The following is a 14,102-nucleotide window of genomic DNA, read 5'->3' on the forward strand; positions in this document are numbered from 1 at the left end:
GTCGATCTTGCCGTTCGCATTCAGGGGCAGGCCCTCGGGCATGACGATGATGGCGGAAGGAACCATGTAGTCGGGCAAGCCCGCCTCCAGCCTCGCACGCAGCGCAGCCGGATCGGGTTCGCAGTCCCGGGCTGCGGACACGTAGGCGACCAACCGCTCACCCGCAGGTGATGGCCGAACCAGAACCACGGCTTCGTTCACCTCGGGCTGCGCGAGCAACTGGCCTTCGATCTCGCCCAGCTCGATGCGGAATCCGCGGATCTTCACCTGCTGGTCCATGCGGGCCAGATATTCCAGTTCTCCTTCGGCGCTCCAGCGCACCAGATCGCCGGTCCGGTAAAGACGACGGCCCTGCGCACCGAACGGATCGGCGATGAAGCGCTGCGCCGTCAGGTCCGCACGGCCGCCATAGCCCCGGGCCAGGCCCGCACCGGCCACGTAGAGTTCGCCGGCCACGCCCATGGGCGCCGGATTCAGGTCGGCATCGAGCACGCGCAGGCCGAGATCGGGAATGGGCAGGCCCACGGCGCTGCGCCCACGGTCCAGGTCCGCCCGCGTGATCGGCCGGTAGGTCACATGCACCGTGGTCTCGGTGATGCCGTACATGTTGATCAGCCTGGGGCTCTGGTCGCCGAAAAGGTCGAACCAGGGCTTCAGCGTTGCCGGCTCCAGCGCCTCGCCGCCAAAAATCACACAGCGCAGCGACAGGCCTTCGCCACGATGCAGCGCCGGGCTGTGCATGATTTGCCCGAAGGCCGAAGGTGTTTGATTGAGAACCGTTACGTTCTCCGCACGCAGCAAAGCCAGGAATTCCTGGGGCGAGCGGCTGACCCAGTACGGCACCACCACCAGGCGCCCGCCCGTGCACAGCGCGCCAAAGATCTCCCAGACCGAGAAGTCGAAGGCGTAGGAGTGGAACAGCGTCCAGACATCGTCAGGCCCGAAGCCGAACCAGGCCTCGGTGGCGTCCAGCAGCCGCGCCACGTTGCGGTGGCTCAGCTGCGCGCCCTTGGGGCGGCCCGTGGAGCCGGAGGTGTAGATCACATAGGCCAGGCCGTCTGCATGCAGGGCTAGGGCCGGATCGAGATCGGACTCCCCCTCCAGATCCAGCCCATCGATGGCCAGCATCACCATGCCGCTGCGCTGCGGGCAAGCCGGGGCCAGCGCCTGCTGTGTCAGCAGCAGCGAGATATCGCTGTCCTGCAACATATGGGCCAGCCGGTCGGCCGGATACCGGGGATCCAGCGGAACATAGGCACCGCCGGCCTTGAGGATGGCCAGCAGGCCAACCACCATGTCGAGCGAACGCTCGACCATCAATCCGACCTTGGCCTCAACCACCAGGCCACACGCAATGAGGTGGTGTGCCAGGCGGTTGGCGCGCGCATTGAGTTCGGCGTAGCTCAACGCCTGCCCTTCGCAGGTCACGGCAACGGCCGCGCCGTGCCGCCGCGCCTGGTCCTCTATCAGATGGTGAATCAGCGACTGCCCGCCGGCAGCCGGCGCACGGTCCAGGTCGTGTCCCATGCCCCGGGCCTGCAGCAATTGCCGCTCGGCAGGGTCCAGCAGCGGGACCTCGCCAAGGGCCAGGGCCAAATCGCCGGACAGGGCTTCGAGCAGCGCCACATAGTGGCCGGCCATTCTGCGCATGGTTTCTGGCTCGAACAGCTCTCGTGCATAGATCAGGGTCAGCCGCATCTGCCCGGAGCCGTCCAGCCCGATGTCCAACGTCAGTTCGAACTGCGCAGCCTGGTCGCCGATCTCGCAGGCCTCAAGCCCAAGCCCCGGCAGGTTTGCAAGAGAGGCCGCCTGCGCCTGCTGGAAGTTCAGCATCACCTGGAACAGCGGGCTGTGTCCGCTGCCGCGCTCCGGCTGTAGAGACTCCACGAGCACATCGAACGGCAGGTCCTGATGATCCTGGGCCTGCAGCGTGGTGCGCACTGCCTGGTCCAGCAATTCGCCCAGAGTGGTGCGGCCGTCGAGGCGGCCGCGCAAGACCTGGGTGTTCGCGAAGTAGCCGACCACCTGCTCGGTCTCCACGCGGTTGCGGTTGGCATTGGGCACACCGACACGAATGTCGGACTCGCCGGTATGGCGATGCAGCAGCGCCTGGAAGCCTGCCAGCAAGGCCATGAACAGCGATGCGCCACGGGACTGCGCAGCCGCCTGCAGGCGCCGGGTCAGTGGCTCGTCGGCAAGCACCGTGCAACGTGCTGCGGTGTAGCGGCCATCGGCGCGCCGCGCATGGTCGGTCTGCAGTTGCAGCACCGGATGCGTGTCGCCGAGCTGGCCCCGCCAATAGGCCAGCTGGCGCTCGTTCTCCCCGGCCTCCAGCCACTGCCGCTGCCAGTTGGCGTAGTCGACATAGGTGATGGGAGCCGCCTCCAGCACAGGCGCTTCGCCGCGCGACATCGCGTCATAGGCCTGCAGGAACTCCTTGAGCAGCACCCGCATGGACCAGCCGTCAGACACGATGTGGTGCATCACCACCACCAGCACATGCTCGCGCGCATGCCGGCGCACCACGGCAGCTCGCAACAGCGGTTGCCGGGCCAGGTCGAACGGCTGCCGGTTGACTGCGGCCACCGCCTCGTCCACCAAGGCATCGCGCCGGTCGTCATCACATCCGCTCAGATCGATCAGCGGAATGTCCAGGGCCAGGCCGGGCGCAACCCGCTGCTCCACGCCTGCCGGACCGCCGGCGGTGAAGACGGTGCGCAGCGCGGCATGGCGATCCACCAGCAGCTGAAAGCATGCGCGCAACGTCTGCAGATCCAGCTCACCCAGCAGCCGCGTGGCCTGCGCGATGTGATAGGCCGAACTCGTGGCATCGAGCTGCCACAGAAACCACTGCCGGCGCTGCGCGTAGGACAGGGCACTGCATTCCTGGACCGCAGCCTCGCACGCCAGAATGGGGAATTGCCCAATCCGCATGCCTTCGGCACTGATCTTCTGATAGACCATGCGGCGCTGCTCTGGCGGCAATTGGGCGAAACGCTCGGCAATGCGGCGTGTCGAGATTTCGTTCATCAAAGGCTCCCCTCGATACTGTCTATAAAGGAATCAATGTCTGCCAAGGCCTGCTTGGCATCCGTGGCTGCAGCAACAGGCCGCAGACATGCGGCCATGTCGCTGAGCACCGGGTTCTGGAAAACGTCGCGTATCTCCATGTCGCCTTGCATGGCGCCCTGGACGCGGGCCACCAGCTGCACGGCCAGCAACGAATGACCGCCCATGGCAAAGAAGCTGTCGTTGCGGCCCACCTTCTCGACGCCCAGCAGCTGGGTCCAGATGCCGGCCAGCATCTGCTCGGCCTCCGTGCTCGGCGCCTCGTAGACCTGCTGCGCCTCGAACTCCACGGCGGGCAGCCGGCGGCGGTCCACCTTTCCATTCACGTTCAGAGGCAAGGCCTCTAGCACGCCTATGCCCGAAGGCAGCATGTAGTCGGGCAGCAGCTCGCCCAGCCTCTGGCGCAGCTGCGCCGCGTCGATGCACGTGTCCGCAGCGGCCACCACGTAGGCAAGCAGTCTTGCCCCCTCAGGGTCTGGCCGGGCCACGACGACGGCCTCGCGCACTTCGGGCTGGGCCAGCAGTTGGGCCTCGATCTCGCCGAGTTCGATGCGAAAGCCCCGCACCTTGACCTGATGGTCCATGCGGCTCAGATACTGCAGCCTGCCCGGAGCCGTCCAGCGCACCAGATCCCCGGTGCGGTACAGCCGCTCGCCGGCATCCCTGAATGGGTCCGCAACAAAGCGCTCCGCACTCAGACCCGGACGGTCGGAATAGCCGCGCGCCAGGCCGGCGCCCCCGATGTAGAGCTCGCCGGTCACGCCTTCTGGCACAGGACGCAAGCCTGCATCCAGCACCAGCAGACGCGTGTCGGCGATGGCATGGCCCACCTCGGGGACGGCCTGTTGCACGACAGGCTGGGCGCTGGACCAGATGGTGGTTTCCGTGGGCCCATACATGTTCCACAGCTCCACACCAAGCGTCTGCAGTTCCTGCGCCAGGTCCTCATGCAGCGCTTCGCCGCCACACAGGCCTTTGAGGCGCATTGGAGGTCTGGCAGGCCAGCCCGCCGCAAGCAGCAAGCGCCAGCCGGCCGGCGTCGACTGCAGCACCGTGGTGCCGCTGGCCTCCACAAGCCGTGCCAGGGCCTGGCCGTCGCGCACCGCCGAACGTGGAGCCAGCACTATCTGTGCGCCGCAGGACAGGGGCAGATAGAGTTCGAGCGCTGCGATATCGAAGGACAGCGAGGTCACGGCCAAAAGCACATCGTCGGCCTGCATGCCAGGGCGGGACTGCATGCTCAGGATGAACTGGGACAGTGCCGCGTGCCGCACCATCACGCCCTTGGGCTTGCCTGTTGATCCCGAGGTGTAGATCACATAGGCCAGTTGTTCGGCATGCAGGGCCAGACCGAGATCGGCATCGGATTCGGTGTTCAGATCCAGGCCGTCGAGCGCCATCACGGCAACATCGGGACCCAGCCCCGCAAAATGCGGCCGCAGATGCCCGTGCACCAGCAGCAGGCCCAGACCGCTGTCCTGCGCCATGGCCAGCAGACGTTGCGCGGGATGCTCGGGGTCCATCGGCACATAGGCGGCGCCCGCCTTGAGCACGGCCAGCACGCCCAGGACCATGTCGGCGTTGCGCTCCACGCACAGGCCGACCCGGACACCCGGCCGCAGACCCTGCCGCACCAGATGGCGGGCCAAGCGGTTGGCGCGGGCGTTGAGCGTGCCGTAGTCAAGGCGTACATCACCGCAGACCAAGGCCGGGGCACGGGGACGCAGCCGGGCCTGGCGCTCCATGAGTTCGTGCACGGGCAGCGGATGCGCATGGCGCTCGGTGTTGGAGCCGGCATCGAGCAGCCCGGCCCATTCGTCGGCCGGCATGGTCTTGATTTCGCAGGCGGCCATATCGGGACGCTCGGCCAGCGCCGAGGTGATTTCATGCAGGACCTGGAGCAGCACGGCATGCACGCGCGCTGCGCCTATCGCCTTGATGACCTGCACGGCCAGGGAGAAGCCTTGGCCGAGATCGTCGACGCCTACCGTGGCCGGGTAGTTGGTGCGGTCCCTGGACCCCAGCGACTCCATGCCCTCCCAATGGTGCTCGGCACGCACGCCCTCGGTGCGGCTGTAGCGGTAGTTCAGCAACGAGGAGAACAGGGCCACGTCGCCAGGCAGGCTGCTGCAGCGCTGGGCCAGGGCAAGGCTGGCATGTTCATGGTGCAGCAGGGAAGCCAGCGTACCGTGGGTATCCATCAGGCAGCATCGCAGGCTGCGCGACCCCAGGCGCACGCGCATGGGCAAGGTATTGATGAACAGGCCCAGGGAGCGGTGCGCGCCCTGCCCGCTGTCCATGCGGCCAAACAGCACGGTTCCGAAGACCACGTCGTCCTTGCCCGTCAACTGCGCAAGCGTCTGGGCCCAGGCCAAGTGGAACAGCGTGGCCGAACTCACGCCGTGCCGCTGCGACTGCAGGCGCACGGCCGCAGCGAGCCCGTCCTCCAGCGAAGCGCGCACTTCCTCGACATCGCGGCCGTCGCCCAGGACATCGGACATGCCCAACAGCGTGGTCGGCTCGTCAACGTCGCCCAGCATGTCGCTGAAGAAGGCTTCATGCTCGGACTCGGCGATGCCATGCCGTGCATGGGCGACAAAGTTCCTGAAAGGCACCGGCTCAGGCAATTCGCCATGGCGGCCCTGCTGGATCAGCGCGATCTCGTCCATCGCCAGATCCAGCGTCGCATGGTCGAGCACGATGTGGTGGCTGGCGAAGACCAGCAGCCATCGTCCGGCAGGCACGTCATGGGCCGCGAATGCCTCGATCAAGGGCGCCTGCCTCACATCGATGCGGAAGTCACCGCCATGGATATGGTTCTTCAGGCCTTGCAGCAGGTCGCCGGACGGTTCAGCCAGCTGCGCGCACTCATCGTCCTGCATCCAGTGCAGCTTCAGTTGCGCCCGCCTGCAAACGAGCTGGACCGGCTCCCTCAAGCCCTCCCACACAATAGCCGTTCTCAGCACGTCATGGCGGGCGATGACCTGGTCCAGATCGTGGATGAATCCCTCGAGAAGTTCCCGGCTGCGAAAGCCCAGCGCATGCGAAACGATGTAGACATCGCCGCGCGGCTGCAGCAGATGGTGAAAGAAGATGCCTTCCTGCAGCGGGGCCAGCGGGTAAATGTCCTGGATGTTGGGCGCGCCCCCGGGGACCTGGGATTCGATGGTGCGGATCTCCTGCGCGTTTAGCGCCACCAGGCCGAGCATGTCGGGCTGCAGCGCGCTGCAGTCCTGTGGAATCAGGTTCTCGGGAATGACGAACCGGCGCCTCGCCCCCTGCTGCTGCACGGCATGGGCAAAGCCGGCCAGCACAGGGTTCTGGAACAGCATGCGCGCCTGCGCGTCCATGCCCTGCGCTCGCAGGTTTTCCAACAAGCGCAGCGCCAACAGCGAATGTCCTCCCAGCTCGAAGAAGTTGTCGCTGCGCCCCACCCGCTCCATACCCAGAATGTCCTCCCAGATGCGTGCGATGGCGCTTTCGAGAGCCCCCTGGGGCGGCTCATAGCCCTCCCTCGGCAGGTCTGCAGGCTCGGGCAGCCGGTGTCTGTCGACCTTTCCATTCGCATTCAGCGGCAGGGCATCGAGCACCACGATGCGGCCCGGCACCATGTAGTCGGGCAATGACTGCGCCAGCTTCTGCCTCAGCGCGTCCGCGCCGCACCCTGCGTCTTCAGACAGCGAGACATAGGCCACAAGCTGCACGGCCGCCCCGGCCCGCCGCGCCACAACCACCGCCTCCCTGACATCGACACAGGCAGAGAGCCTGGCCTCCACCTCCCCCAGTTCCACGCGGTGGCCGCGGATCTTCACCTGATGGTCGAGGCGCCCCAGATATTCGAGCTGGCCTGCGGCATTCCATCGCACCAGGTCACCAGTGCGATACAGGCGACCGCCTGCACCGTCGAAGGGGTCGGCCACAAATTTGTCGGCCGTCATGGCGGGCCTGCGGAAGTAGCCCCGTGCAAGAACGGTGGACGCGATGTGCAGCTCTCCAGGCATGCCCTGGGGTACCGGACGCAGCTGGCCGTCCAGCACATACAGCTGGGCCTGGGAAGCCGCACGGCCAATCGGCGGAAGCTCCGCGGCGTTGCAGGGATCGACGATGAAATCGCTCACCACATGGGATTCCGTGGGGCCGTAGTGATTGACCAGGCGGCATTGCGGATGCCTGTCCAACCAGTCGAGCAAGGGCCGCGTGAGCTTGAGCTGTTCGCCGGCCGTGATGATTTCCTGGATATGGCCCAGGGACTCGCCGCGCGCCAGCGCGGCTTCGGCAAACAGTTGCAGAACGGCGAACGGCAAATAGAGCCTCTCGACCGCCTGGCGCGCCACGAGATCAAGCAGCAGCGAGAAGTCATGGCGGTCGTCACCGCAGGTCTGGACCAGGGTAGCGCCCGAACTCAGGCCGCAGATGATTTCCTGCACGCTCACATCGAAGCATGGCGACGCGAACAGCAGGGTGCGAAATGCGCCCGGCAGGCGCTGCATCTGCCAGGCCGCCAGTTGCGAAACTACCCTGTGCGGCACGGCCGTGCCCTTTGGGCGGCCCGTGGAGCCAGAGGTATAGATCAGATACGCCAGGCTGTCCCCATGGATGGTCCGCTGCGGCGCTTGATCGGGCTCGGAGCTGAACGCCAGGACATCGATGGACAGGCGGCGCAGCGATGGCGCGGCAGGGATGCGGTCTTGCAGCGCACTCTGGGTGAGCAGCAGCGCAATGCCGCTGTCTTCGATCATGTAGGCCAGGCGCTCCTGGGGATAGTCCGGGTCCAGCGGCACATAGACGCCGCCGGCCTTGAGCACGGCCAACATGCCGATGACCGTGTCGGCCGACCGCTCCGTGGCCACGCCGACTCTTGTATCTGGCCCCACGCCCAGCCCGATCAGGCCATGCGCCAAGCGGTTGGCGCGCTGGTGCAGCTGCGCATAGCTGAGGCGGAGGTCTCCGAATACCAGGGCCTCGGCATCCGGCTGCCTTCGTGCCTGCTCGTCCAGCAGCCGGCAGATGTCTCCGGACCCCGGCGGGGCCTGCCCCGGCGCACCCAAATCCCTCAGTGCACGCAGCTGCTCCTGCGGCACGGGATCCAGCGCTCCCAGGCTTTCGGCACCCGGCGACGTGAGGGCCTGCAGAATCTGTTCGAGGCGGGCTGCGATCTGGGCCACCGCAGCATCGCCAATCCTGTCTTTCGCATAGCCGTAGCCGATGGACAGCCGACTCCCCTGGTTCACCACCAGGGTCAGCGGATAGTGCGTCTCGTCCCGGCTCGACAGATCGCCCAGGACCAGGCCGTCCTGCCCCTTCTGCCTCAAGGCCTCATCCACGGGATAGTTCTCGAACACCACGATGCTGTCGAACAGGTCCTGTCCCGGACAGGCGGCCAGTTGCTGTATTTCGTGCAGGGGAATGGCCTCGTGTTCCCGCGCCTGCACATTGAACGACTGCACGGCGCGCAGCCAATCGCCGATGCAGCAGCTCTCGTTCACCTCCAGGACGATGGGCAGAGTGTTGATGAACAGTCCCAGGATTTCCTCGGCGCCGGCCAGATCCGCAGGCCGGCCCGACACCGTCACGCCGAACACTACGGTCGTCTGCCTCAGGCAATGCGCCAGGGTCAGGCCCCAGGCTGCCTGAACCAGGGTGTTCAGGGTCACGCGCTCGGCGCGCGCAAAGGCGGCCAGCCTAGCCGTCGCTGCGGCATCCAGCAACGTCGTCCGTTCGCCATAGCCGGAAACGGCATCACCTGCCAGCGCATCGGACAGTCGTGTCGGAACGGCAATCGCGGCCATTCGCTGCTGCCAATAGCTTCGCGCGGCGGTACAGTCCCTGCGGCCCAGCCAGCGGATATAGCTGCCGTACTGCGCCGCCGGTGCAGGCACGGCGGCGCCGCCATAGTGGCCCATGACTTCACTCAGCAGGCGGGCCGTGCTCCAGCCATCGAGCAGCAGGTGGTGGCGGGTCCAGATGAAATGAAAGCTGTCCGGCCCCAGTTGCACCAGGCACAGCCGCATCAGAGGCGGTGCGGCAAAGTCGAAGCCGCGTTCGCGCTCCTGCCTGGCCAGATCATCGAGATCCGTGGCAGCGCCCCCGGGACCTTCGCGCCAGTCCAGCTGCACCAGGGGCAGTTGCGCCTTGCGCGCCACCCACTGCAGCAGGCCTTGCGTGTCCTGGAAGAATCCGGTGCGCAGCACATCGTGCCTGTCACAGGCGCCCTCCCATGCTGCCCGGAACCGCTGCGCATCAAGGCCGCGCATGTCCAGCCTCAACTGGTTGACATAGGCCGATCCCTGCTCCTGCGTGACGCTGTGGAAGAAGATGCCCGCCTGCAGCGGCGCCATCGGATACAGATCGGCAAGTTGCGCAGCAGGCAAAGGCAGACTGTCCAGCCGCTGCTGCGAGACCCCGGCCAGCGGGAAATCGCTGGGCGTCACGCCGCGCCCGCCGTCCACGCAGTGCGCGATCAGCGCCTGCAGCTCGCCCAGGAAGCTATCGGCCAGACCCTGCACCGTCGCCCCATCGTGCACGGCTGCGCTGTAGTGCCACTGCAGCACCAGCTCGCCGCGCTGTATGCAGGCCACCACTTCCAGCCAGGCGCGCCGCGACGATTGCGGTGCGCGCTGGCCGGTCACCGGCTCACGCGCCAGCCGCCAGCCCAGGCCACCGTCCAGCGCCTGGTCCAGCTGGCCCAGGTAGTTGAAGGTGAGCTGCGGCTGCAGCTTCGGCAGCTGCGTTCCTTGGGGGGCCAGATGGCGCAGCAGCCCGTAGCCCAGGCCCTTGCCGGGAACGGCGCGCAGCTGCTCCTTGATGGCCTTGAGGCCCGCGCCCGGCTCGGCGTCGGCACCCGGTCGCAGGCAGACCGGGTACAGCGTGGTGAACCAGCCCACGCTGCGGGCCAGGTCCATGTCCTCGCTCCAGGGCTCGCGCCCATGGCCTTCGAGTTCGACCAGCACGCTGTCGCGCCCGTCCCAGGCGCACAGCGTGCGTGCCAGAGCCGTCAGCAGCACGTCGTTGATCTGGGTGCGGTAGGCCGGCGGCACTTCGCTGAGCAATTGTTCGGTCAGGTCCTCGCCCAGCCTGCACTCCACCGTGACCGTGTCCGCGACGGTGTTGCTGCCTGCGGCGTGGCCGGGCAGCGGCGCGCCGGCCTGCGCCAGCGTCTCGGTCCAATGGGCCAGTTCGGCCTGCGTTGCGGACTGTGCGGCGCGCGACTGCAGCGCTTGCGCCCATTCCCGCAAGGCGCTGGTGCGCGGGCCGAGATCGACAGCCTGGGCCTTGCCCAGCTGCGCATAGGCGGTCTGCAGGTCCTCGATCAGGATGCGCCAGGAGACGGCATCCACCACCAGATGGTGGGCGATCAGCAGCAGCCGGCCCGAGCGCGTGCCGCCCAGATCCAGCCACACGGCCTTGAATGGCCGCTCCAGGCTCAGCGTCGTCTGCAGCGCTGCGGCGGTGCGCGCAATGGCCGCACCCGCGTCACGCTCGGCCGACAGGTCCTGGGTTTCGAACGGCGCCTGCGCGGGGGTGGCACCCACGCACTGCGTCCAGCGCCCGTTCTTGCAGGCGAAGCACAGGCGCAGCGCCTCATGCTGGGTGACCACGGCATCGACCGCCGTGCGCAGGCGCGCCAGGTCCGGCACCTCGCCCAAAGTCAGCAGCACAGACTGGTTCCAGTGGTGGGGCTGCGCAAAGGCCTGTTCGAAGAACCAGTGCTGCACAGGCGTCAGGCCAAATGCTGCACCGGCTTCAGCGGCCGGGGCTGCCGGGGCGGTGGTCTCAGCTGGTGCGGCCGCCACGGCACCGCCCGTGGCTGCGGCCAGCGCGGCAATGGTCTGCTGCTCCATGAGCTGCCTGGGCGTGAGCTTGAGGCCGCGCTTGCGTGCGCGCGCCACGATCTGCAGCGCCAGGATGGAGTCGCCCCCCAGGCTGAAGAAGTTGTCATGGCGGCCGGGCGCCTCGGTGCGCAGCACCTGCGCCCAGATCTCGGCCAGCAGCTGCTCGGTGGCTCCCTGGGGCGCCTGGCCCCCGTCGGTGGCAGCCGTTGCCGCCTGCGGCACAGGAGCTGGCAGCGCGCGGCGGTCAAGCTTGCCGTTGGCCGTCAACGGCATGGCAGGCAGATCGACAAAGTGCGCTGGCAGCATGTAGTCGGCCAGCCGGGCGCCCAGCGCTGCACGCAGGCCGTCATGGTCGCCCGGCTGGTCCGGTTCGCGCACCAGATAGGCGCACAGCCGCAGCTGGCCGTCTTCGCTGGCCAGAGCCAGCACCTCGGCCTCGCGCACGGAAGGCTGCTCGCGCAGCGCCTGGGCAACTTCGCCGGGCTCCACACGGAAGCCACGGATCTTGACCTGGCCGTCGAGACGGCCCAGGAATTCGAGGCTGCCGTCGGCACGCTGACGCACCTGGTCGCCCGTGCGGTACAGGCGCAGGCCGGGCTCGAAGGGGCTGGCCACAAAGCGTTCCGCGCTGAGCGCAGGCCGGCCCTGGTAGCCGCGCGCCAGACCCGCTCCGCCAATGAACAACTCGCCCGGCAGGCCCGCAGGCACGGCCTGCAGCGCCGCATCCAGCACATGGGCCACGGTGCCGCCCAGCGGCACGCCCATGGGCAGGCTGGCGGCTGCACGGTCGGCCTGGTCTGCGGACTGGGTCAGCGTGCCCACCGTGGTCTCGGTGGGGCCGTAGTGGTTGAGCACGCGGCAAGCGGGCTGCAGCGCGGTGATGCGCTCCAGCAGCGCCCAGCCCGTCGCCTCGCCCCCCAGCACCAGGCAATGGCGTGGCAGAACCTGCGCGGGCCGGGCAGCGTTCAGCAGGGCCTGCAGATGGCTGGGCACGATCTTGAGCACATCGACCTGGTGCGTGTGCATGTAGTCCGCAAAGGCATCGGGATCGAAGGCGCGCTCGGGGGCCATCAGGTGCAGCAGGCGCCCAGAGCACAGCGCGCCGAACAGCACCGTATGCCCCAGGTCGGCGGCCACGGTGGACACCATGGCCATGCTGGAGGCGCCGGCCGGCAGGTCCAGCCGGGCCAGCACGCCCTGCACATAGTTGGCCAGCGCGCCGTGGCTGATCACCACGCCCTTGGGCTGGCCCGTGGAGCCCGAGGTGTAGATGAGGTAGGCGGCCTGGTCGCGGTGGAGCGTGACGGGCTCCTGCGTGGTGGCTTCAGGCTCCATGTCGTCGGAAAGTGCCAGCGGCCAGACAGGAATCGCCGGCTGCCACGCCACGGGCTGCGCCGCCAGCAGCAGGCGTGCGCCGCAGTCGTGCAGCTGGTAGGCCAGGCGCTCGGCCGGCAGCTCGGGGTCCAGCGGCACATGGACGCAGCCGGCCTTGAGCACGGCCAGCATGCCCAGCACCAGCTCGGGCGAACGTGGCGCCAGCACGCCGATGCGGGTTTCCTGTCCCAGGCCCTGCGCGCGCAGCTGCGCGGCCAGGCGGTTGGCCGCGCGGTCCAGCTGCACGAAGGATGCGGTGCGCGCTTCGGCGCGCAGCGCCATGCCCAGGCCCTGGCGTTCAACAGCGGCATTCCACAGCGCAAGCACGGTTGCGGCCTGGGGAGCCTCGCCGCCGTCAGCCACGTCAACCGGGTCGGCCAGCGCGATGGCCGCCAGCGCGGCATCGGGCGCGGCCACCACCTGCCGGGCGCAGCGGGTCAGGCTGTCCGCGAAGACGGCGATGCGCTGCGCATCGAACAGGCCCGTGTCGTGGATGAACACGCATTCGATGCCCTCGGCCCGGTCGGTGAAGTCCAGGCTGAGGTCGAAATGCGCCTGGCCTGCCGTCAGTGTCTGCATGCGCACGCGCACGCCGGCGGCACTGCGCTCGCGCTCCATGGCGTCCTGCTGCGTGCACTTGACCTGGAACAGCGGATGCACGCCCGGCAGGCGCTCGGGCGCCAGCGCCTCGACCAGCATGTCGAATGGCAGGTCCGCATGCTGCTGCGCATCCAGCACGGCCTGGCGCACCTGTTCGAGCAGTTCGCCAAAGCCCATCTGCGGTGCGGCATCGACCTGCAGCACCTGCAGGTTGAGCAGATAACCGATCAGCCCATGCGTCTCGGCCTTGCCCCGGTTGGCAATGGGCGTGCCCACGCGGATGCGGCGCTGGCCGCTCAGGCGGTACAGCAACAGGTCCAGCAAGGCCGTCATGGCCATGAACAGCGAGGCGCCGCGCGCCCGCGCCAGCGCGCGCACCGCATCGGACAGCTCGGCGGGCCAGACAAAGCGGTGCCGGCCCTCGGCCGCGCCGGTCACGGCGCCGCGCGCATGGCTCAGGGGCAGCTCCAGCGGCGCGTGTTCCTGACCCAGGCGTTCGCGCCAGTAGCGCAGCTGGCGCTCGCGCTCGCCGCCGTCCAGGCGCTGGCGTTCCCAGGCCGCGTAGTCGGCGAACTGGATGGGCATGGGTGCCAGTGCGGGGGGCTGCGCGCGCAAGCGGGCCTCGTAGCAGTGCAGCAGCTCGTCGACCAGGATGCGCAGCGACCAGCCGTCCGCCGCGATATGGTGCAGCGACAGCGCCAGCACATGGCGCTGCGCGTCCAGGCGGTACAGGCAGGCGCGCAGCGGCGCCTGGCGGTCAAGGGCGAAAGGCGTCTGCGCGAAGCCGGCCAATGCGTCTTCCAGCGCAGCCTGCGTTGGCATATCGACCACAGGCATTTGCAGCGACGTGGCCCCGTCCGGTTGCATCGGCTGCACCGCCTGCAGCGCCTGGCCATCGTCGCCGGCCGTGATCCGCGTGCGCAGGATGTCGTGCCGCGCCACCAGATCGTCCAGCGCCGCAGCCATCGCCCCCGCGTCCAGCGGGCCTTCCATGTCCAGGCTGCCGGCCAGGTTGTAGGCCGGGCTGTCGGGCGCCAGCTGCCAGGTCAGCCAGAGGCTGCGCTGGGCATGGGACAGCAGGGCAGGGCTGGCCGGATCGCGGCGTGGAATGTCCTGGCCAGCGCGCACGGCCGGGCTGCCGCCGCCGCGCAGGCGGGCATCGAGCTGGGCACGCTGCTCGGGGCTGAGCCGGGCGCGCAGGGACTGAATATCTTGCGGTGCTGTCAT

General features: G+C 68.2%; 1 protein-coding gene and 1 pseudogene. Both read right to left on the reverse strand.

The genetic code is table 11. The annotated features are described in order from the left end of the window. Positions 1–66 precede the first annotated feature (66 nt). Positions 67–3,030, reverse strand: a pseudogene (locus tag BO996_RS21965) (amino acid adenylation domain-containing protein); the annotation flags it as partial. Next, a complete protein-coding gene (locus BO996_RS21975) occupies positions 3,030–14,102 on the reverse strand; it encodes a non-ribosomal peptide synthetase (protein ID WP_156898003.1) in 11,073 nt (3,690 codons plus the stop codon). The pseudogene BO996_RS21965 and the gene BO996_RS21975, both read right to left, overlap by 1 nt.

Source organism: Delftia sp. HK171, assembly GCF_001886655.1.
Lineage (GTDB): Bacteria > Pseudomonadota > Gammaproteobacteria > Burkholderiales > Burkholderiaceae_C > Comamonas > Comamonas acidovorans.